21 protein-coding genes are annotated in these 19,247 nt (G+C 67.1%); 12 read left to right on the forward strand and 9 right to left on the reverse strand.

Annotated features, from left to right (window positions below):
* Window positions 1-75 precede the first annotated feature (75 nt).
* The 6 genes from ACVWY1_RS04340 (at window position 76) to ACVWY1_RS04365 (ending at window position 6,089) form a co-directional block, all read left to right on the forward strand.
* Window positions 76-1,629 (forward strand): sugar ABC transporter ATP-binding protein, encoded by a 1,554-nt coding sequence (locus ACVWY1_RS04340; RefSeq protein WP_198755697.1) that lies wholly within the window; start codon window positions 76-78, stop codon window positions 1,627-1,629.
* Window positions 1,626-2,618 carry an ABC transporter permease gene (locus tag ACVWY1_RS04345; protein WP_110704607.1) on the forward strand — a complete coding sequence of 331 codons (993 nt, stop codon included), beginning with the start codon at window positions 1,626-1,628 and terminating at the stop codon, window positions 2,616-2,618. Before ACVWY1_RS04340 ends, ACVWY1_RS04345 begins: the two co-directional genes overlap by 4 nt.
* A gap of 4 nt (window positions 2,619-2,622) precedes the next feature.
* Window positions 2,623-3,648, forward strand: coding sequence for a LacI family DNA-binding transcriptional regulator (locus tag ACVWY1_RS04350; protein WP_102682860.1), 1,026 nt, complete (start codon window positions 2,623-2,625; stop codon window positions 3,646-3,648).
* Window positions 3,649-3,657: 9 nt separating this feature from the next.
* Window positions 3,658-4,566, forward strand: a complete 909-nt coding sequence (rbsK, locus tag ACVWY1_RS04355; protein ID WP_102682859.1) for a ribokinase — start codon at window positions 3,658-3,660, stop codon at window positions 4,564-4,566.
* The gene (gene rbsD / locus ACVWY1_RS04360) at window positions 4,563-4,967 is read left to right on the forward strand and encodes a D-ribose pyranase (RefSeq protein WP_102682858.1); all 405 of its coding nucleotides are present in this window, start codon (window positions 4,563-4,565) and stop codon (window positions 4,965-4,967) included. The genes rbsK and rbsD overlap by 4 nt, the downstream gene beginning before the upstream one ends.
* Before the next feature lie 111 nt (window positions 4,968-5,078).
* Window positions 5,079-6,089 (forward strand): nucleoside hydrolase, encoded by a 1,011-nt coding sequence (locus ACVWY1_RS04365; RefSeq protein WP_457377837.1) that lies wholly within the window; start codon window positions 5,079-5,081, stop codon window positions 6,087-6,089.
* On the opposite strand, the gene ACVWY1_RS04370 is transcribed toward ACVWY1_RS04365, so the two are convergent.
* Complete coding sequence (locus ACVWY1_RS04370) at window positions 6,061-6,273, reverse strand: hypothetical protein (protein WP_023632517.1); 213 nt, start codon at window positions 6,271-6,273, stop codon at window positions 6,061-6,063. The two genes, ACVWY1_RS04365 and ACVWY1_RS04370, sit on opposite strands and share 29 nt — an antisense overlap.
* Window positions 6,274-6,561: 288 nt before the next feature.
* On the opposite strand from ACVWY1_RS04370, the gene ACVWY1_RS04375 reads away from it, so the two are divergent.
* A complete protein-coding gene (locus ACVWY1_RS04375) occupies window positions 6,562-6,879 on the forward strand; it encodes an I78 family peptidase inhibitor (protein ID WP_046855162.1) in 318 nt (105 codons plus the stop codon).
* Between the two features lie 49 nt (window positions 6,880-6,928).
* Here ACVWY1_RS04375 and ACVWY1_RS04380 read toward each other — a convergent pair whose 3' ends face one another.
* Entirely contained in the window at window positions 6,929-7,543 is a 615-nt protein-coding gene (locus tag ACVWY1_RS04380; protein ID WP_102682855.1) for an NAD(P)H-dependent oxidoreductase, read from the reverse strand.
* Window positions 7,544-7,636: 93 nt separating this feature from the next.
* On the opposite strand from ACVWY1_RS04380, the gene ACVWY1_RS04385 reads away from it, so the two are divergent.
* Window positions 7,637-8,233, forward strand: coding sequence for a TetR/AcrR family transcriptional regulator (locus tag ACVWY1_RS04385; protein WP_277504783.1), 597 nt, complete (start codon window positions 7,637-7,639; stop codon window positions 8,231-8,233).
* Between the two features lie 25 nt (window positions 8,234-8,258).
* Here the strand turns inward: ACVWY1_RS04385 and ACVWY1_RS04390 are convergent, their stop codons facing one another.
* Window positions 8,259-9,164, reverse strand: coding sequence for an AraC family transcriptional regulator (locus tag ACVWY1_RS04390; protein ID WP_102682904.1), 906 nt, complete (start codon window positions 9,162-9,164; stop codon window positions 8,259-8,261).
* 177 nt (window positions 9,165-9,341) lie between these two features.
* On the opposite strand from ACVWY1_RS04390, the gene ACVWY1_RS04395 reads away from it, so the two are divergent.
* A complete protein-coding gene (locus tag ACVWY1_RS04395) occupies window positions 9,342-10,394 on the forward strand; it encodes an NAD(P)-dependent alcohol dehydrogenase (RefSeq protein WP_102682853.1) in 1,053 nt (350 codons plus the stop codon).
* A gap of 151 nt (window positions 10,395-10,545) precedes the next feature.
* Here the strand turns inward: ACVWY1_RS04395 and ACVWY1_RS04400 are convergent, their stop codons facing one another.
* Together ACVWY1_RS04400 and ACVWY1_RS04405 are read right to left on the reverse strand one after the other, a co-directional pair.
* Window positions 10,546-11,205: a DUF3313 domain-containing protein gene (locus ACVWY1_RS04400; RefSeq protein ID WP_102682852.1), complete on the reverse strand. Its 660-nt coding sequence runs from the start codon at window positions 11,203-11,205 to the stop codon at window positions 10,546-10,548.
* Window positions 11,202-11,540, reverse strand: coding sequence for a hypothetical protein (locus ACVWY1_RS04405; RefSeq protein WP_102682851.1), 339 nt, complete (start codon window positions 11,538-11,540; stop codon window positions 11,202-11,204). Before ACVWY1_RS04405 ends, ACVWY1_RS04400 begins: the two co-directional genes overlap by 4 nt.
* A 121-nt stretch (window positions 11,541-11,661) precedes the next feature.
* Between ACVWY1_RS04405 and ACVWY1_RS04410 the strand changes: the two genes are divergently transcribed.
* Together ACVWY1_RS04410 and ACVWY1_RS04415 are read left to right on the forward strand one after the other, a co-directional pair.
* Window positions 11,662-12,408 carry a response regulator gene (locus ACVWY1_RS04410; RefSeq protein ID WP_102682850.1) on the forward strand — a complete coding sequence of 249 codons (747 nt, stop codon included), beginning with the start codon at window positions 11,662-11,664 and terminating at the stop codon, window positions 12,406-12,408.
* On the forward strand, window positions 12,405-13,739 hold the full coding sequence (locus ACVWY1_RS04415) for an ATP-binding protein (RefSeq protein WP_139670320.1): 1,335 nt from the start codon (window positions 12,405-12,407) through the stop codon (window positions 13,737-13,739). The genes ACVWY1_RS04410 and ACVWY1_RS04415 overlap by 4 nt, the downstream gene beginning before the upstream one ends.
* A 5-nt stretch (window positions 13,740-13,744) precedes the next feature.
* Here ACVWY1_RS04415 and ACVWY1_RS04420 read toward each other — a convergent pair whose 3' ends face one another.
* The gene (locus ACVWY1_RS04420; protein ID WP_457377838.1) at window positions 13,745-15,052 is read right to left on the reverse strand and encodes a substrate-binding domain-containing protein; all 1,308 of its coding nucleotides are present in this window, start codon (window positions 15,050-15,052) and stop codon (window positions 13,745-13,747) included.
* Between the two features lie 122 nt (window positions 15,053-15,174).
* Window positions 15,175-16,572, reverse strand: coding sequence for a purine-cytosine permease family protein (locus ACVWY1_RS04425; RefSeq protein WP_457377839.1), 1,398 nt, complete (start codon window positions 16,570-16,572; stop codon window positions 15,175-15,177).
* 260 nt (window positions 16,573-16,832) lie between these two features.
* Between ACVWY1_RS04425 and ACVWY1_RS04430 the strand changes: the two genes are divergently transcribed.
* Complete coding sequence (locus ACVWY1_RS04430; RefSeq protein WP_110701482.1) at window positions 16,833-17,726, forward strand: EamA family transporter; 894 nt, start codon at window positions 16,833-16,835, stop codon at window positions 17,724-17,726.
* A gap of 7 nt (window positions 17,727-17,733) precedes the next feature.
* Here the strand turns inward: ACVWY1_RS04430 and ACVWY1_RS04435 are convergent, their stop codons facing one another.
* Window positions 17,734-18,318, reverse strand: a complete 585-nt coding sequence (locus tag ACVWY1_RS04435; RefSeq protein WP_102682845.1) for a LysE family translocator — start codon at window positions 18,316-18,318, stop codon at window positions 17,734-17,736.
* 49 nt (window positions 18,319-18,367) lie between these two features.
* The gene (locus ACVWY1_RS04440) at window positions 18,368-19,198 is read right to left on the reverse strand and encodes an AraC family transcriptional regulator (RefSeq protein WP_102682844.1); all 831 of its coding nucleotides are present in this window, start codon (window positions 19,196-19,198) and stop codon (window positions 18,368-18,370) included.
* Window positions 19,199-19,247 lie beyond the last annotated feature (49 nt).

Raw genomic sequence — 19,247 nt, forward strand, 5'->3', positions numbered from 1 at the left:
CCTGGCACCCGCTTCGCGGGTGATCGCGGCTGAAGCCGCTCCTACAGGGGGGTATGTCTATTTAGGAGAATGGCCATGTCAGTACCGGCCAATGAAACCGTGCTAGCCGTTAGCGGCCTGGGCAAGACCTACGCCCAGCCCGTGCTCGGCGATGTCACCCTCGAGCTGCGCGGCGGCGAGGTGCTGGCCCTGACCGGCGAGAACGGCGCGGGCAAGTCGACCCTGTCCAAGCTGATCAGCGGTTTGGAGATCCCCACCACCGGGCAGATGCTCTACCGCGGCCAGCCCTACGCCCCCGGCAGCCGCGCCGAGGCCGAACGCCTCGGCGTGCGCATGGTGATGCAGGAACTCAACCTGCTGCCGACGCTGACCGTGGCCGAGAACCTGTTCCTTGACAACCTGCCCAGCCGCCTCGGCTGGATCAGCCAGAAGCGCCTGCGCCAGCTGGCCACCGCAGCCATGGCTCAGGTCGGCCTGGATGCCATCGACCCGGACACCCCTGTCGGCGAGCTGGGCATCGGCCACCAGCAGATGGTCGAGATCGCCCGCAACCTGATCGGCGACTGCCATGTGCTGATCTTCGACGAACCCACGGCCATGCTCACCGCCCGCGAGGTGGATCTGCTGTTCACCCAGATCGAACGCCTGCGCCAGCGCGGCGTGGCCATCGTGTATATCTCCCACCGCCTCGAAGAGCTGCAGCAAGTGGCCCAGCGTATCGCCGTGCTGCGCGATGGCAAGCTGGTGTGCGCCGAGCCGATCCAGCGCTACAACAGTGAGCAACTGGTCAACCTGATGGTCGGCCGCGAGCTGGGCGAGCATATCGACCTGGGCCAGCGCACGATCGGTGCGCCGCTGCTCAAGGTCGACGGGCTCAGCCGCGGCGACAAGGTACGCGAGGTGTCGTTCGAGGTCAGGGCAGGGGAGATCTTCGGTATCTCCGGCCTGATCGGTGCCGGGCGTACCGAGCTGCTGCGCCTGATCTACGGCGCCGACCGCGCCGACAGCGGCCAGGTCGCCCTCGGCCAGCCGCCAGTGCCGGTGACCATCGACTCGCCCAAGGCCGCGGTCAAGGCTGGCATTGCACTGATTACCGAGGACCGCAAGGGCGAAGGCCTGCTGCTGAGCCAGTCGATCAGTGCCAATATTGCCCTGGGCAACCTCGGCGCGGTGTCCCGTGCCGGCGTGCTCGACGCGGACGCCGAGCGTGAGCTGGCCGAGCGCCAGATCGGCGCCATGCGTATCCGCAGCGCCAGCCCCGCCCAGGCCGTGGGCGAGCTGTCCGGCGGCAACCAACAGAAGGTGGTGATTGGCCGCTGGCTGGAGCGCGATTGCCAGGTACTGCTGTTCGATGAGCCGACCCGCGGCATCGATGTCGGCGCCAAGTTCGACATCTACGGCCTGCTTGCCGAGCTCGCCCGCCAGGGCAAGGCCCTGGTGGTGGTGTCCAGCGACCTGCGCGAACTGATGCTGATCTGCGACCGCATCGCCGTGCTCTCGGCGGGCCGCCTGATCGACACGTTCGACCGTGACCACTGGACCCAGGACCAACTCCTCGCCGCCGCCTTCGCCGGCTACCAGAAACGTGACGCCCTGCTGCACGACGCAGCTCCCAGGATGGATGCATGAAAACCACAACAAACACCTCGGACGCCGCGCCAGTGCGCCGCAGCGGCACCTATTTCGGCCTGGGCACCTACCTGGGGCTGGCCGGGGCCTTGCTGGCGATGATCGTGCTGTTCTCGTTGCTGAGCAGCCATTTCCTGTCCTACGCCACCTTCAGCACCCTGGCCAACCAGATCCCCGACCTGATGGTGCTGGCGGTGGGCATGACCTTCGTGCTGATCATCGGCGGCATCGATCTGTCGGTCGGCTCGGTACTGGCCCTGGCGGCTTCGACCGTCAGCGTGGCGATCCTCGGCTGGGGCTGGAGCGTGCTGCCCGCCGCCTTGCTCGGCATGGCCGTGGCGGCCTTGGCCGGCACCGTCACCGGCAGCATCACCGTGGCCTGGCGCATCCCTTCGTTCATCGTCTCGCTGGGCGTGCTGGAGATGGCCCGTGGCCTGGCCTACCAGTTCACCGATTCGCGCACCGCGTACATCGGCGATGCCTTCGCCTGGTTCTCCAACCCGATCGCCTTCGGTATTTCCCCGGCTTTCATCATCGCCTTGCTGGTGATCGTGCTGGCCCAACTGGTGCTGACCCGTACCGTGTTCGGTCGCTACCTGATCGGTATCGGCACCAACGAAGAGGCTGTGCGCCTGGCCGGCATCGACCCACGCCCCTTCAAGATCCTGGTGTTCGCCCTGATGGGCGTGCTCGCGGGCCTCGCCGCGCTGTTCCAGATCTCGCGCCTGGAGGCCGCCGACCCCAATGCCGGCTCGGGCATGGAGCTGCAGGTGATCGCCGCCGTGGTGATCGGCGGCACCAGCCTGATGGGCGGGCGCGGCTCGGTCATCAGCACCTTCTTCGGTGTGCTGATCATCTCGGTGCTGGCCGCCGGGCTGGCCCAGATCGGCGCCTCGGAACCGACCAAACGCATCATCACCGGGGCGGTCATCGTCATCGCCGTGGTACTCGACACTTACCGCAGCCGGCGTGCGAGCCGGCGGAACTGAAACCATGGCAACCATCAAAGATGTCGCGGCACTGGCGGGTATTTCCTACACCACCGTGTCTCATGTACTGAACAAGACCCGTCCGGTCAGCGAGCACGTGCGGCTGAAGGTCGAGGCGGCGATCGCCGAACTCGACTACGTGCCCAGCGCCGTGGCCCGTTCGCTGAAGGCGCGCAGCACCGCCACCATCGGCCTGCTGGTGCCCAACAGCGTCAACCCCTACTTCGCCGAGTTGGCCCGGGGTATCGAGGATGCCTGCGAGCGCAACGGCTATTGCGTGATCCTGTGCAACTCCGATGACAACCCGCAGAAACAGCGCAGCTACCTGCGCGTGCTGCTGGAAAAGCGCATCGACGGCCTGATCGTTGCCTCGGTGGGCGAGGACCAGGACCTGCTCGACAGCCTCAGCGGCGTGCGCACGCCGATGGTCATCGTCGACCGGGCCCTGGAAGGCGTCGAGGCCGACCTGGTGCGGATCGACCACGAGCAGGGCGCCTACCTGGCCACCCGCCACCTGCTCGAACTCGGGCACCGCGAGATCGCCACCATCGGCGGGCCGGTGGACACTGGGGTCAGCCAGCTGCGCCTGGCCGGGTTCCGCCGGGCAATGGCCGAGGGCGGCGTGCGCGTTGCCCCGGGCCATGTGCTGCACAGCGATTTCACCAGCCTCGGCGGGCATGCCGCCGCGGCGCGCCTGCTCGATGGCGAGCGGCCCACGGCGATCTTCGCCGGCAACGACATGATCGGTTTCGGCGTGCTGCGTGCCGCCGCCGAACGCAATATCGACGTGCCGGGTGAGCTGTCGGTGATCGGCTTCGACGACATCGAACTGAGCCGCTATGTGTACCCGGCGCTGACCACGGTCGGCCAGTCGATCCGCGAGCTGGGTGAGAGCGCCGCCGGGCTGTTGCTGTCGCGCATCGTCACGCCACGCCGCGACGGCGCCGCCGAACAGCGCATCGTCGCCCCGCGCATCGTGCTGCGCGAATCCACCGGGCCACGCCCGGACCTGTTCAACGATTACCGTTAAGGAATACCCATGGATGCCAAGGTGGTAGTGGTCGGCAGCCTCAACATGGACCTGGTGGCCCGCGCCCAGCGCCTGCCCCGGGGAGGCGAGACCCTGACCGGCGACAGTTTCTTCACCGCGCCTGGCGGCAAGGGCGCCAACCAGGCCGTGGCTGTGGCCCGGCTGGGCGCCAGCGTGGCGATGGTCGGCAACGTCGGCGACGACGCCTATGGTCAGCAACTGCGCCAGGCGCTGCTCACCGAGGGCATCGATTGCCGGGGGGTGAGCGTGTGCCCGGGCGTGTCCAGCGGCGTGGCGCTGATCGTGGTGGATGCCGCCAGCCAGAACGCCATCGTCGTGATCCCCGGCGGCAATGGCCTGCTCAGCCCCGAGTCGGTAAGCCGTTTCGATGCACTGCTGCAGCGCGCCGAAGTGATCATCTGTCAGTTGGAGGTGCCCACGGCCACCGTGGCCTGGACCCTGGCCCGCGGCCGCGAGCTGGGCCGCACGGTGATCCTCAACCCAGCGCCGGCCAGCGGGCCACTGCCAGCGGAGTGGTACGCCTACATCGATTACCTGATCCCCAACGAGAGCGAAGCCGAGGCCCTGGCCGGGGTGCGGGTCAATGATCAGGAAAGTGCCCGCCGCGCGGCCGAGCGGCTACGCCAGTTGGGGGCAGGGAAGGTGATCGTCACCCTTGGCGGCGATGGTGCCTTGCTGGTCGACGCCACCGGCAGCCGGCACTTCCCGGCCCCACGGGTGCAGCCGGTGGATACCACGGCGGCCGGCGATACCTTTGTTGGCGGTTTTGCCGCCGGCCTGGCGCGGGGATTGTCGGAAGATGAGGCGATCGGCTTTGGCCAGTGCGCCGCCGCATTGTCGGTAACCCGGGTCGGCGCGCAGCCGTCCATTCCCCTGTTGAAGGAGTTGGCGCCATGAAGAAGACGCCACTGCTGAACATCGCCCTGTCGCGGACCATTGCCGGGCTCGGCCATGGCGACATCCTGGTGATCGGCGACGCCGGCCTGCCAGTGCCGCCGGGGGTGGAGCTGATCGACCTGGCGCTGACGCCGGGTATCCCGGATTTTGCCAGCGTGTTGCGCGTGGTACTGAGCGAGATGCAGGTGGAGCGGCATGTGCTGGCTGATGAAGTGTTCCAGGCCCTGCCTCCGGGGTTGGCCGAGGTCGAGCGTTTGCATGCGGGCGGTGAGCTGGGCCAGCGCCAGGTGCTGGGCCATGCCGACTTCAAGACCCTGTGTCGCCAGGCCCGGGCCGTGGTGCGCACGGGGGAGTGCAAGCCCTACAGCAATATTGCCCTGGTGGCTGGCGTGACTTTCTAGACCGAATGCGAGGGCTTGCGCCCTCGATCGCCGGCAAGCCGGCTCCCACAGGTTGGGCGCAACCTCGGGCTGTCCCTGTGAATCCATCCCCCTAGCAACAAGGAGTGCTGAATGTCCCTCAAGAACCTGCTCCAAGGAGCCGTCCTCATGTCCGCGCTGGCCGCGACTTCCCTCATGGCCGCGCCCCGCGACCTGATCATCGATACCGACCCCGGCGCCGACGACGTCGTGGCCCTGCTGCTGGCCATGGCCTCGCCCGAGGAGCTGAAGATCCGTGCCATCACCACCGTGGCCGGCAACGTGCGCCTGGAGAAGACCTCGCGCAACGCCCGCCTGGCCCGTGAGTGGGCTGGCCGCGAAGAGATCCCGGTATACGCCGGGGCAGGGCGGCCGATGGTGCGTACGCCGATCTACGCCGCCAACGTTCACGGCGAGGAAGGCCTGACCGGCGTCCAGGTGCACGAGCCGAAAAAGCCGCTGGCCCAGGGCAACGCGGTGCAGTACCTGATCGACACCCTGAGCGCCGCCGAGCCTCACAGCATCACTGTCGCCATGCTCGGTCCGCAGACCAACCTGGCCCTGGCGCTGATCCAGAAGCCGGAGATCGTCAACGGCATCAAGGAAGTGGTGTTGATGGGCGGTGCCCATTTCAACGGCGGCAACATCACGCCGGCGGCGGAATTCAACCTGTTCGCCGACCCGCACGCCGCCGAGGTGGTGCTGGCCAGTGGCGTGAAGCTCACCTACCTGCCGCTGGACGTCACCCACAAGGTGCTCACCAGCGACGCGCGCCTCAAGCAGCTCGCCGCGGTCAACAACAATGCCAGCAAGCTGGTGGTGGACATCCTTAACGCCTACATCAAGTTCGACATGGACAACTACGGCATGCCAGGCGGCCCGGTGCACGACGCCAGCGTCATCGCCTACCTGCTCAAGCCTGAGCTGTTCAAGGGCCGTCAGGTGCACATGGTGGTCGACAGTCGCGAAGGCCCGACCTTCGGCCAGACCGTCGCCGACTGGTACGGCGTGCTCAAGCAGCCGGCCAATGTGATGTGGATCGAGGAGGGCGATGCCCAGGGCTTCTTCGACCTGCTCAGCGCCCGCCTGGCCCGATTGAAATAGTGTCGTGGTGCGCGTAGCGTTCGAACACCTGGTCGATGAAGCTGCGCGCGGCCTCGCTGCCACGATCGCGTACCAGCAGGTCGATGGCGATCAGCAATAGCTCTTCGGGGGTTCCCGGGCTGTAGGCGCTCTGGCCCTCGTCCCACTTGACCTTGATATCGGCGTCGATGCTGTGGCTGCTCATGGGGCGGTTCTCGCTTGGGCCTGGGTGATAGGTCGAATACCGCGTCCTGGCGTTCGAAGGGGAGGTGTTTCATGCTCCACTTCTTGTAGTAAATCATGCCTTTGCGCAACGGGATCTGCGACTTAGGCATAAGCCTTGCGTTTGGCCGAACCTGCGGTTCGGTGCAAAATTCGGTGACGATTGCGTTTCGCATCCCCTGGCCGAGTCAGGCAGAATCTTGCGGTTTTGCAACAAACCGTTGGTGGAACTGTCGCATAAGGCAGTTCCCGGATCGATTTAGGAGGATTCATGTTCCGTACCCGCGCTTCCCTGGCGACCCTGCTGGTGGCTACCGTCCTGGCAGGTTGCAGCACCGGTGGCTCTTCGGGCGCCAGCGCCCCTGCCGCCCCGGCCGGCAATGACGGCCGCTGCGAAGCCAGTGGCGCCGATTTCACCGTCGGCAAGCCGGCCAGCGCCGAGCTGCTCGAGCAGGCGCGCAAGGCCAGCGGCTCGCAGATGGCACGCATCCTCAAGCCGCACGATGTGATCACCCTGGAATACCGCTCCGAGCGGTTGAACCTGAATGTCGATGACAAGGGTGTGGTGACCCGCGTCAACTGCGGCTGATTGCCCGCACGCGGTCACCTGGCGCGGGCTGGCCCGCGCCTTCCTGTGTTCACGCCACGGTCGCCGGTTCGCGCCGTCCTTCGCTGGCGAACATCCTCTCTCCCAATGCGCGGGCGGTTCGCAGATGCCGTGCCGGATCCTGTCCTTCGCTGTCGTCCAGCAACGTCGAACTCAACACCCGAGCGCCGCAATAATCGAAGATGCCGTGCTCGATCTGCACGCGCATGGCCTCGCCGTAGCCGTGCCGCTCGAAAGTGCCGGCATCGGCCCCGGCAACGCCAATCAGGTGCGCAGTCAAACCGTGCAGGCGCTTTGTGGTACTACCGTCCGCAGCCTGGTAGAAGGCCCAGCCATTGCTGAACACACGCTCGACCCAGCCCTTGAGCAGGGCCGGGAGCGACCACCAGTAGATGGGATAGACCAGCACCACGGTGTCGGCGCGTTCGATGCGCGCCTGCTCGGCCAGCACATCGGCCGGCGGCGGCCCCAGGCGGCGGTGCACGGCGTGGTCGGCCAGGGTGAAACGGGGGTCGAATCCTTCACGGGCCAGGTCGGCGAACTCGCTGGTGTGGCCCGCCGTGCGCAGCCCTTCGGCGAGCTGCTCAGCAAGGGTATGAGTGAGGGAGGCGGGGTCGTGGTGACCGATGACGATCAGGGCATGCATGGCAGAATCTCCAGAATCAGGATGCGAGGGTCTCGAGAGCGTTATATACTCTCAGTAAGTTACGCTTAGTAAGTTACTTTTGGTAGGTAGTCGATGTCAAGCGAGGAAAAGAGCGCGCCGCGCAAACGCCTGTCCCGCGAGGAGCGTCGCCGGCAGCTGCTGGATGTGGCCTGGCAGCTGGTGCGCGAAGAAGGCACCGATGCCCTGAGCCTGGGGCGTCTGGCCGAGCAGGCCGGGGTGACCAAGCCGGTGGTGTATGACCATTTCGAAACCCGCAACGGATTGCTGTTGGCGCTGTACCAGGAGTACGACGCACGCCAGACGGCGATGCTCGACACGGCCCTGGCCGGTTGTCCGGCGGACCTGCCGGGGCGGGCCTGGGTAATCGCCGAGGCCTATGTGGATTGCGTGGCGACCCAAGGGCGCGAGATCCCCGGTGTCAGTGCGGCATTGGCCGGCTCGCCGGAGCTCGAGGCGCTCAAGCGCGGCTATGAAGGGCCCTTCATGGACAAATGCCGGGAAGCCTTGGCGCCGTTCGCGCCGGGCGGCGATATCGGCGTGGCCGGCCTGTGGGTGCTGGTGGGGGCGGCGGATGCGCTGTCCCTGGCGGCGGCGGCCGGCGAGTTGGCCGCCGAGGCCGCCAAGCGCGAGTTGCAGGCGACCATCGTGGCGATGGTCCTGCGTCAGTAGCTGGCGGTGCGAGGCGGACCAGCGATCAAGCCGGCAGGCTCTGGTACGTCTGCTCCTCGCCGGGGCTGCGGGCGAACTGGCGCTTGTACTCGCGGCTGAACTGCGAGGTGCTCTGGTAGCCCACCCGATGCGCCACCTGGGCCACGCCCAGGCCTTCGCCGATCAGCATCTGTTGCGCCTTGAGCAGGCGCAGGCGCTTGAGGTACTGCATCGGCGCCAGGTCGGTGCAGCGCTTGAAGTGCTCATGGAAGGTCGACACGCTCATGTTCGCCCGGCCGGCCAGTTCATCCACCCCCAGCGGCTCGGCGTAGTGCTCGCGCAGGTAGGCCAGGGCCGAGGCGATCCGGGCAAAATGCCCCTGTTGTTCGACCAGTGCCCGCAGCACCCCGGCCTGAGGGCCGCGCAGCGCGGTGTAGAGCACCTCGCGCACCCGCGCCGGCCCCAGCACCCTGGCGTCCAGCGGGTTCTGCAGGCACCGCAGCAGGCGCTCGACACTCTCGCGCATGGCCGTGTCCAGCGCCGCCGAGGTCATCGACTGCGGGGTCTGTACCTGAACCGCGGCATCCGGCCCCAGGTTCATGCTTTGCACCAGCTCGCCGAGCATGGCGCGGTCGATGTCCACCGCCACGCCCAGCAGCGGCGCCTGGGGTGTGGCGAAGGTTTCGCAGAGAAAGGGCACCGACAGCGCCTGCACTAGGTAATGCCCGGCGCCGTACTCCAGGGTGCGCGGGCCCAGGCGCGCAAGCTTGCTGCCCTGGGCGACGATGATCAGGCTGGGTTCGTAGATCTGCGGGCTGCTGGCCACGTAGTGGTCCCAGGTCAGGACCTGGACCTGGGGCAGGGCAGTGGGCACGAACCCCGGACGCGTGGCGAGGGTGCGGATCAGTGAGCAGAGCGTGGCATTGGCATCCACGTGGCAAGTCAGGTGCATGGCGAAACCGGGCAGAGAATCGGACACTGTCATCTTCGCAGATTCGATGGCTTGCGCCAGAGGGTAGCAGGCAGGTCCGGAGAATCAGGCATGCATGCCGGAGAATCGGCCGTGGCCGGGGCGGGACAGGCTGCGCACAATGCGCCGCCTGAACCGTTTCACCTGAGAGAGGTCCGCATGTACACCGCCATCGGCTACGCCGCCCAGTCCCCCACCAGCGCCCTGGCGCCCATGACCTTCCAGCGTCGCAGCCCACGGGCCGACGATGTCGCCATCGAGATCCTCTACTGTGGCGTGTGTCACTCCGATATCCATCAGGCCCGCAACGAGTGGGGCATCGCCGTCTACCCGCTGATGCCGGGCCACGAGATCGTCGGTCGGGTCACCGCGGTTGGTGCGCAGGTCAGCCGCTACCAGGTGGGCGATCTGGTCGGGGTCGGCTGCATGGTCGATGCCTGCCGTCACTGCGAAGCCTGCCGCCAGGGCGTGGAGCAATACTGCCTGGAAGGCCCGACCATGACCTACGCCACCCCCGACCGGGTCGATGGCAGCAATACCATGGGTGGCTACTCCAGCAGCATCGTGGTCAGCGAGGATTTCGTCCTGCGCATTCCCCAAGGCCTCGACCTGGCCAGCGCGGCGCCGATCCTCTGCGCCGGCATCACCACCTACTCGCCGCTCAAGCACCATGGTGTTGGCCCGGGGCACAAGGTCGGCGTGCTGGGCATGGGCGGGCTGGGCCACATGGGCATCAAGCTCGCCAAGGCGCTGGGGGCGCATGTCACGCTGTTCACTCGTTCCGCGGCCAAGGCCGAGGAGGCGCGGCGCCAGGGGGCTGATGAAGTGATCGTGTCCACCGACGCCGAACAGATGCGCGCCGCGGCCGGCCGTTTCGACTTCCTGCTCGACACCATCCCGGTCCAGCACGACCTCAACCCCTACCTCGAGACGTTGAGGTTCGACGGTGTGCATATCCTGGTCGGCTTGATCGAGCCGGTCGACCCGCCACTGCATGCGGCCAACCTGGTGATGAAGCGCCGGGTCCTGGCAGGCTCGCTGATCGGCGGTATCGCCGAAACCCAGGAGGTGCTCGACTTCTGCGCCGAGCACGGGATCAGCTGCGATATCGAGATGCTCGACATCCGCAACATCAACCAGGCCTACGAGCGGATGATCGCGGGCGATGTGAAATACCGTTTCGTCATCGACATGGCCACGTTGAAGGCCTGAGCCGACAGGGCGCCGCTGACGCGGCGCATCGCTGGCAAGCCAGCTCCCACCTCGCCCGCGCAGTTCTTGAGTCTTGCGCTATCCCTGTGGGAGCTGGCTTGCCAGCGATGAGGTCGTTGAAGGCAGTCTGCCCACACACCGGCACGGCACACTATCTGAGGGGGGCCGCATAGGCCTGGCGCAGGTCGACGCCCCAACCATCGAGCACGGCCTTGACGTTGTCGGCCGTCATCACCTGGCGGTCGTTCTCCAGCGGCACGCCAGTGCCTGCGAGCATTGCCTCGCCCACCACTCGCCCGCTTGTGCCGGCTTCGAACGACAGTTCGGTGGCGATTTCGCTGTCCCGGTCGCGCATCCCCACGGCACTGCTTACTCCAGCCGCGACCAGGGTGATCGGCAGCCACTCGTAGTACCGCAGGCTTTGTGCGTCGGCGCTGATGCGGGTAATGGCCGGTCGGACCACCAGCGTGTTCGGGCCAGGGGTATCCACTACCTTCATCACCTTGCCTATTTCCTTGCGCAGTACCGCGTCGTAGTAGTGGCTGATCGAGGCGAGGGCAGCCTGGGGAATACGCGGGCTCGGTTCGGGAGTCGGGTAGAAGCGGCTGGGCGCCAGGTAGACCTCGATATAGCGCCCCCGTGGCCACTTCGGGTCGGCCCAGCTCAGTACGGTACCGCCAGACGGCGCCTGGTGCGGGGTGAGCAGGCCGTAATCCTTGAGAAACCCGGCCGGTGCCGGCTTGTTGCTGCTGCATGCCGAGAGGCTCAGGGTGCTGGTCAGCATGACCGTCAGCAGATGCCGCCGGCTCATGGGCGGCGCTCCTCTTGCGCGGCGGCCTGCCAGGCTTGAGTCGGGGGCGCGTCCTGCGAGGCCTGGATCTGCAACTTGCCATGCGCCATCAACCAGTGGACCAGTTCACGGATGGGCACGGTATGGCTGTATTCGACCCATTCGCCACAGCCTGGATCGTAGTGCTCGAAGTAGCGCCGCAGGGTGATGTAGCCCAGGTCGTCCGCCAGGCCCAGGCTCTCCTGCTGCACGATCAGGGAGCCCGTCTGGCCGCGGCTGGTGTGGCGCTGGCTGAGGATCAGGGGGGCGCAACCTTCTTGAACATCAGTGTTGTTGCGGCTGTCGGCTATCTTCATGGGGAGCCCTCGACGAATGGAAGGCCCGCAGGGTGCAGGGTAATGTTTGCCAGGTGATGTCCGAATCGTGTCACTCGTGACGAAATGTTGCCCGATTGAAATAAATGACCCGGGCGGCGCAATGGTTTTAGATACGCCTTTTTTCCGGACCTGTACCACCGTGAGCAGACTGCTGATCGTCGATGACGATGTGGAAATCCTCGCCCTGCTGAAGCAGTTCTTCGTCCAGCAGGGTTACGAGGTGGACCTGGCCGCCGAAGGCCAGGCAATGTGGGCGGCCATCGAGCGCCAGCGCCCGGAGGCGATCATCCTTGACCTGATGCTGCCGGGCGAGGGCGGCCTGAGCCTGTGCCAGAAGCTGCGTGCGCAGGTCGGGGTGCCGATCATCATGCTCACCGCCATGGCCGAGCTGAGCGACCGCATCATCGGCCTGGAGCTGGGCGCCGACGACTACCTGACCAAACCTTTCGACCCGCGCGAACTGCTGGCCCGCCTGCGCGCCGTGCAGCGCCGTGCCGGCGAGCAGGCTCCGCGCGGCGAGGCGGCCAGGCCGGTGATCGGCTTCGCTGGTTGGCACCTGGATGTCACTTGCCGCGAGCTGCGCTCGCCCAAGCAGGTGATGATCCCGCTGTCTGGCGCAGAGTTCGACCTGCTTGTGGTGTTCCTTGAACACCCGCAGCGCATCCTCACCCGTGAACAACTGATCGATCTGACCCGTGGCCATGGTCACGACGCCTACGACCGCAGCATCGATGTGCAGGTCAGCCGGCTGCGGCGCAAGATAGAGCCCGACAGCAAGCGCCCGGACCTCATCCGCACCGTGCGCAATGGCGGCTACCTGTTCAGCGCCAAGGTGACCCGCTCGTGATCCGTCGTCTGCTGGGCCGCGACACCCTGCGCAAGCGGATTGCCCTGACCATCTTCGTCGCGTTGCTGGCCTCGCTGGCGTTCAACGCCTTGTTCGTCCAGCTTGCCGGCAGCTGGGCGCGTCCGCCCATCGAGCGCACCGGCCTGCTCGATCAGATCGCCGTGACCGCCCATATGATCGAGACCGCGCCGCCAGCGTTGCGGGGGCAACTGGCCGAGGCTGCGAGCACGCCGACGTTGCGGGTAAGGTGGAGCACACGACGCGCAGACTTCGGCTTGCCGGGGCCGGGCGTGCCGCTCAATTCCGGGCAGGTGCCGGCGATGGCGCAACTGCTGGGCCCTTCACGCCCGATCGAGGTATACAACCCGGGCGACTGGCCTGATGGCAGCGCCGATGCGCACTATGTGGCGCTGGTCGGGCTGGATGATGACAGTTGGCTGCTGTTCGTGCCGCCGGAGCGCAGTTGGGGCATGAGCGCTCCGGCACGGCTGGTGGTGGTCATCGGGCTGGGGCTGGTGGCGACCCTGCTGGTGGCCTGGCTTGCCACCCGTCAGCTGGCCGCGCCGCTGCAACGCTTCGCGAACGCGGCGCGGCGCTTCGGCGGCGATCTGCAGGCGCCGCCCATCGCCATCGAAGGCCCCGAGGAAATCCGCCAGGCGATCATCGCCTTCAACACCATGCAGGCGCAGATCCAGCACTTCATTCGCGAGCGTACCCATATGCTGGCGGCCATCTCCCACGACCTGCGCGCCCCGTTGACACGCATGCGCCTGCGCAGCGAGTTCATGGAAGACCTGGACCACAAGCACAAGTTGATCCGCGATGTGGAGGAGATGCAGAGCATGATCAACGAGGCCCTGGCGTTCTTTCGCGAAGGCACGCAGCTTGAGCAGCGCACGGCCTACGACCTGTCGGAGCTTTTGCAGACCCTGGTCGACGACTACCGCGACCAGCAGCTTGCCGTCGCCTTCAAGGGCCCGGCGCACCTGGTGCATGACGGCCGTCCACTGGCGACCAAACGGGTGATCGTCAACCTGTTGGAAAACGCCATGAAGTATGCCCGCGAGCCGCAGATCATCCTGAGTCACGCCGGGCACCTGATCGTCATCGAAGTAGGCGACCGCGGGCCGGGCATCCCCGAAGAGGCCTTGCAGCGGGTGTTCGACCCGTTCTACCGGCTGGAAGGCTCGCGCAACCGCGACACCGGCGGCGTGGGCCTGGGGCTTTCGGCGGCCCGTGCCAGCGTGCGCGAGCAAGGCGGTGAGCTGACCCTGCGCAATCGCAGCGGCGGCGGGCTGGTGGCCCGGGTCGAACTGCCCGATGGGCGCTGAGCGGGTCAGTACACCCAGACTTCGACGCGACGATTGCGCAGGCGCCCCTGTTGCAGATCGTTACCGGCTACCGGCAGTTCGTCGCCCATCCCCGTCACGTCCCTGGCCTGGACCCCGGTCCGGGCCAATTCGCGACGTACCGCCATGGCCCTCAGCCGCGACAGCAGGGCGGCGCGTCCTGGTGTCTCCTTGGGGTCGCCGAAACCCACCAGCACCACCTTGCCCTGCAGCTTGCCAGCCTGGCGCAGGTAGTCGCTGACCCGTTGCACATCGCGCAGGGCCTTGTTGTCGAGGCTGGCGCTGCCTTCCTGGAAGCGGAAGTTGACGCTCAGGCGTTGCGCTTCGCTGGCCAGTGCCCGGTAGCGCGGCGGCATGTCGGCCTGGGCCGGTACCGGCTGTGGCTTGATCTGCTGGGAGACGAACCCCTGGTCGGCGACGATCGCCTGTCCGGCGGGGCTTTGGGCGAACTCTGCCAGGGCCCTGGCCGGGGGCGTGGCGTGGGCGGGCAGGTAAAAGAACAGGCGCCGCGACAGCGGGTAGTCTTCGCTGGCCACCAAGGCGCGGCTGGGGAGCAGGGCAGGCGCGTCACCCTCGGCCACCGCCAGCACCTTGGCCTGGTGGACCGTGCCCAGGCCGCTGAAGCCGATGGCCTGGCGGTCGGCCATGACCTGGGCGGCCAGCGCATCGGCGGATTCGAAGCGACGCGCCTGGGTGGCCAGCGCCTGGTTGTGCGGGGCAAGCACCAGGGCCTTGAAGGTCTCGAAGGTGCCGGAGTGGTCGTCGCGGGCATACAGGTGGATCGCCCCGCCGGGCACGCCCAGCTGCTCCCAGCGCTGCAACCGCCCGGAAAACACCTGCGCCAATTGCCCGGTGGTCAGTTGCGCGAGGGGGTTGTCCGGGTGGGTGATCACCGCCACGCCATCCAGGGCGATGACCTGCTCCGAGCCCGCGCCGCGCAGGTTGCCCAGGGCCTGCAACTGTTGCACCTCGCTGTCACTGATCGGTCGCGAGGCTGCGGCCAGGTCCGCTTCGCCGCGGGCCAGTGCGGCGAAGCCCGTGCTGGTGCCGTGGGCGGCGATGTCGACACGCAGGGGCAGGCCGTTGCGATCGACAGCGTGAAGCGTGGTCTCGTTGGCGGAGGCACCAGGCTGGCGCTCGATGGCGCTCGCGCCTTGCGCTTGCAACAGGCCCCGCACCAAGGCTGGGCCAAGCGTGGCGCCGATGGTGTTGGAGCCCTGGATGCGCAGTTGCGCCGGCGCGGCGCAGGCCAGGCCGGCAAGCAGGCACAGCAATAGGGGGAGCAGGCGAGGCATGCCGAAGACCTGTGGCACAGAGTTGCACCGCAGATTACGACAGTTGTTTGACCGAAAAATGACAGATCTGGCTCCCGCAGCAGCCAAGCGCGCTGCTGCGGGATCTGTACCCGCGACCAGGCTCAGCGTGCTTCAGGCACGATGATGCTCGCCGGCGCCTCGGCCGCCCGACGGCGCGCCACGCAGTAGTACAGCACGCTGGGCACCACCAGGCCGATCAGCCACGACACGTCCACACCGCCCAGGTGCGCGACCATGGGTCCGGTGTACAGCTTGGTGTCGATGAACGGCATCTGCACTAGCACGCCGAAGGTGTACACGCCGATGCCTGGCCAGTTCCAGCGCCCATAGCGGCCATCCGGGTCGGCCAGTGCCGGAATGTCATAGCGCTCCTTGGTGATGAAGTAGTAGTCCACCAGGTTCACCGCGCTCCAGGGCACGAAGAAGGTCAGCAGGAACAGGATGAACGACTTGAACGCGCTGAGGAACGAATGTTGCCCGAGCAGTGCCACCAGGGTCGCCGCGCCGACGATGCCGAGCACGAACACCAGGCGCTGCACGCGGCTGATCTGCAGGTGGCCACGGAACCCGCTGATGATCGTGGCGATGCACATGAAGCTGCCGTAGCTGTTGAGGGTCGAGATGGTCACCTTGCCGAAGGCGATGCTGAAGTACAGCAGCGCCGCCGTGGTGCCGGCACCACCCAGGCCGACGATATAGGCCACCTCGCGGCCGGAGAACTGGCCACCGGCGATGGCCGCGGCGAACACGCCGAGGATCATCGAGGCCTGGGCGCCGAGCACCGAGCCCAGGCCGGCGGCGAGGAAGGTCTTGAGCGGCGAAGTGTGGCTGGGCAGGTAGCGCGAATAGTCGGCCACGTAAGGGCCGAAGGCGATCTGCCAGGAGGCGGCCAGCGACACCGCGAGCAGGAAGCTGGCCCAGCTGAAGTGGCGGTTGTCGAGCAACTGGCCGATATCGGCCAGCATCAGGATGCGGCTGAACAGGTAGACGAAGGCGATGATCCCCAGCACGCTGGCCACCCGGCCGATCCAGTGGATCACCCGGTAGCCGGCCAGGGTTGCCAGCACGATCACCCCGGCGAAGATGAGGATGCCGGCGCTGTCGCTGATGCTCAGCAACTGGCCGATGGCCTGGCCGGACAGCACCGTGCCGGTGGCGGTAAAGCCCAGGTACATCAGGCACACCAGGGCCATGGGGATGGCCGCGCCGTACACGCCGAACTGCACGCGGCTGGAAATCATCTGTGGCAGCCCCAGGCGCGGACCCTGGGCGGCATGCAGGGCCATCACCGCGCCGCCGACCAGTTGCCCGAGCAAAAGGCCGATCAACGACCAGAACACGTCGCCGCCCAGCACCACGGCCAGGGCGCCGGTGACGATCGCGGTAATCTGCAGGTTGGCTCCCAGCCACAGGGTGAATTGGCTGTAGACGCGTCCATGGCGCTCAGACTCGGGGATGTAGTCGATCGAGCGGCGCTCGATCACGGGTTTGCTGGACATCGGGGAGGCTCCGCTTCGTTGTTTTTGTGAAAGGCGGCGGCTATCGGCGGGACGCAGGGCGGATGGCCGAAGCCCGATATGAGCATGTATATACAAGTCTGGTCAAGTGAAGCTTGCCAAGGTACGCCTAGGCTTTTGCCGGCCATCACAGCCGACTGTTACACAAGGCTGGTACGCAACTGTGCTGGTCCGCGGCGGCGTGATGCCCGTATGCTGTAACCAAATATGTCTACAACAAGCCTGAAGAAGGAATGCCTGCAATGCCACTCAAGGACCTGCTGATCGCCCTGGTGGTGATCATCGCCTGGGGCGTCAACTTCGTGGTCATCAAGGTGGGGCTCGACGGCCTGCCGCCGATGCTGCTCGGGGCGCTGCGTTTCCTGCTGGTGGCCTTCCCGGCGGTGTTCCTGATCAAGCGCCCGAACCTGCCGTGGCGCTGGCTGATCGCCTATGGCGCGACCATTTCCCTGGGCCAGTTCGCCTTCCTCTTCCAGGCCATGGCCAGTGGCATGCCGCCTGGGCTGGCCTCGCTGGTGCTGCAGTCCCAGGCGTTCTTCACCCTGGGCTTCGCCGCGATGTTTCTCGGCGAGCGGCTGCGCCTGGCCAGCGTGCTCGGCCTGCTGGTGGCCGCCAGCGGCCTGGCCGTGATCGGCAGCGAAGACAGCGGCCACGTGCCGCTGGTCGCGCTGCTGCTGACCCTGTGCGGCGGCGCCATGTGGGGCATGGGCAACATCATCACCCGGCGTTTCGGCCAGGTGGACCTGGTCGCCCTGGTGATCTGGGGCGGGCTGATTCCGCCACTGCCGTTCCTGGTGCTGTCGTGGTGGCTGGAAGGCCCCGAGCGCATTGGCCATGCCCTGGCTAACATCGGCTGGAGTTCGGTGCTGGCCCTGGCGTACCTGGCGTTCGTCGCCACCATGGTCGGCTACAGCCTGTGGAGCAAACTGTTGTCGCGCCACCCGGCAGGCAAGGTGGCGCCGTTCTCGCTGTTGGTGCCGGTGGTGGGCCTGAGCTCCGCGGCGCTGCTGCTGGGCGAGCGCTTGAGCGAGGCACAAGGCTGGGGGGCGCTGCTGGTGATGCTGGGCCTGTTGATCAACGTGTTCGGGCCGCGCCTGGGAATGCGCCTGCGCACCGCCAGCCCCGGGCGCACCTGAGCGGCGCTCATACCAGCAAGGCCGACCAGGCCGACACCAGCAGCAACCCCGCCAGACCCTGGTTGAACAGGCGCAAGGCCCGCGACGAGCGCAACCAGCGTGCGCTGCCGATGCCCATCAAAGCCCAGGCGGTCATGCTGGGCAGGGCGACCAGCAGGAACACCAGGGCCAGCCAGCCCATCGGCAGTGCCGGGGTGGCGAACAGGCCGACCATCGCCACCGCCGTCACCCATACCTTGGGGTTGACCACCTGCAGGGTCGCCGCGCTCAATGGGCCAAGGCCGCCGTCGCTACCCGCCAGCAAGGGGGCGCCGGCACTGCGCAGCATCTTCCAGGCCAGCCAGCTCAGCCACAGGGCGCCGGCCCAGCTCATGGCCATCTGCGCCAGGGGGTAGCGCAGCAGCAACGCGCCCAGCCCCATTCCCACCAGCCACACCACCGCCGCCGCCGCGCAGCAGGCCGCCACGATCGGTGCCAGGCTGGCGCGTAGCCCGCGCCGGGCACCGTGGGCGAGGATCAACAGGTTGGTCGGCCCGGGGCTGATGCTGGCGGCCAGGGCAAACAGGATGAAGGGCAACAGCGAATGCGACATGGTCAGGGCTCCGTGTGATCGAAGCACCATGGTCGCGGCCTGCGCGGCTTCAGTCTGGAAGGTTTGAGCAGCGCTTGCGGTAGTCCGCCGGGGTCAGCCGGTAGGCGCGGCGGAACCAGCGGCCCAGGTGGCTCTGGTCGGCAAAGCCCAGGGCAGTGGCGACGCTGGCTGGCGTTTCGCCCAAGGCTAGCAGCCGCCGCGCGCGGGCCAGGCGCAGCTGGATCAGGTAGGCATGCGGCGCCAGGCCGAAGGCTGCCTTGAACGCGCGGGTCAGGCGGAAGCGGTCGATGCCGCAGACCTTTGCCAGCTCGACCAGTCCGATGTCCTGGTCGAGGTGCGCGTGCAGATAATCGCGGGCGACGTGGGCGCACAGCGGCAGGCGTGGATCGGGGTCCAGGCGTTTGCGCCAGTGCAGGTGGCCGGTGAGGCCGCTCAGCAGATCGTCCAGGGCGGTCTGGCGGACAATGCGCAGGTCGTTGTAGTGCACCGTCTCGAAGGCCCGGGCGGTGGCGCCGGCAAGGCGCGGATCCTGGTGCAGCAGGGTGCCGAAGCTGGGCAGGGCGCCTGAGGGCGCGTGCTCGAACAGGGCGCGCAGCTCGGTTTCCAGCCAGTTGGCGTCCAGGTACAGGGTCGAATAGGTGAAGCCTTCCACGGTCGGTGCATGGCCGTCGTGCAGGTCGCCAGGCTCGAGCACGAACACCTGGCCGGGCGTGCTGCAATGGCGCTCGCGGCGGCAGTTGAACTGCTGCACGCCCTGTTCGGTCACCCCGACCAGGAAGCTGTCGTGCCAGTGCGGGTCGTAGGCGTGGCCGGTGAAATGGGCGCGGACCGACTCGATGCCGGTGTCGGCGTCCTGTCTGAGGTCGATCCAGTTGCTCATGGGGCGGGCCGTGTGGGTGGTCGATGGATGACCTTAACGCACAAACGAC

The organism is Pseudomonas sp. TE6288 (assembly GCF_054062095.1).

Coding starts and splice junctions, on each gene's coding strand:
- ACVWY1_RS04340 (WP_198755697.1), top strand. CDS start 76: ATGTCAGTACCGGCCAATGAAACCGTGCTAGCCGTTAGCGGCCTGGGC.
- ACVWY1_RS04345 (WP_110704607.1), top strand. CDS start 1,626: ATGAAAACCACAACAAACACCTCGGACGCCGCGCCAGTGCGCCGCAGC.
- ACVWY1_RS04350 (WP_102682860.1), top strand. CDS start 2,623: ATGGCAACCATCAAAGATGTCGCGGCACTGGCGGGTATTTCCTACACC.
- rbsK (WP_102682859.1), top strand. CDS start 3,658: ATGGATGCCAAGGTGGTAGTGGTCGGCAGCCTCAACATGGACCTGGTG.
- rbsD (WP_102682858.1), top strand. CDS start 4,563: ATGAAGAAGACGCCACTGCTGAACATCGCCCTGTCGCGGACCATTGCC.
- ACVWY1_RS04365 (WP_457377837.1), top strand. CDS start 5,079: ATGTCCCTCAAGAACCTGCTCCAAGGAGCCGTCCTCATGTCCGCGCTG.
- ACVWY1_RS04370 (WP_023632517.1), bottom strand. CDS start 6,273: ATGAGCAGCCACAGCATCGACGCCGATATCAAGGTCAAGTGGGACGAG.
- ACVWY1_RS04375 (WP_046855162.1), top strand. CDS start 6,562: ATGTTCCGTACCCGCGCTTCCCTGGCGACCCTGCTGGTGGCTACCGTC.
- ACVWY1_RS04380 (WP_102682855.1), bottom strand. CDS start 7,543: ATGCATGCCCTGATCGTCATCGGTCACCACGACCCCGCCTCCCTCACT.
- ACVWY1_RS04385 (WP_277504783.1), top strand. CDS start 7,637: ATGTCAAGCGAGGAAAAGAGCGCGCCGCGCAAACGCCTGTCCCGCGAG.
- ACVWY1_RS04390 (WP_102682904.1), bottom strand. CDS start 9,164: ATGCACCTGACTTGCCACGTGGATGCCAATGCCACGCTCTGCTCACTG.
- ACVWY1_RS04395 (WP_102682853.1), top strand. CDS start 9,342: ATGTACACCGCCATCGGCTACGCCGCCCAGTCCCCCACCAGCGCCCTG.
- ACVWY1_RS04400 (WP_102682852.1), bottom strand. CDS start 11,205: ATGAGCCGGCGGCATCTGCTGACGGTCATGCTGACCAGCACCCTGAGC.
- ACVWY1_RS04405 (WP_102682851.1), bottom strand. CDS start 11,540: ATGAAGATAGCCGACAGCCGCAACAACACTGATGTTCAAGAAGGTTGC.
- ACVWY1_RS04410 (WP_102682850.1), top strand. CDS start 11,662: ATGGTTTTAGATACGCCTTTTTTCCGGACCTGTACCACCGTGAGCAGA.
- ACVWY1_RS04420 (WP_457377838.1), bottom strand. CDS start 15,052: ATGCCTCGCCTGCTCCCCCTATTGCTGTGCCTGCTTGCCGGCCTGGCC.
- ACVWY1_RS04425 (WP_457377839.1), bottom strand. CDS start 16,572: ATGTCCAGCAAACCCGTGATCGAGCGCCGCTCGATCGACTACATCCCC.
- ACVWY1_RS04430 (WP_110701482.1), top strand. CDS start 16,833: ATGCCACTCAAGGACCTGCTGATCGCCCTGGTGGTGATCATCGCCTGG.
- ACVWY1_RS04435 (WP_102682845.1), bottom strand. CDS start 18,318: ATGTCGCATTCGCTGTTGCCCTTCATCCTGTTTGCCCTGGCCGCCAGC.
- ACVWY1_RS04440 (WP_102682844.1), bottom strand. CDS start 19,198: ATGAGCAACTGGATCGACCTCAGACAGGACGCCGACACCGGCATCGAG.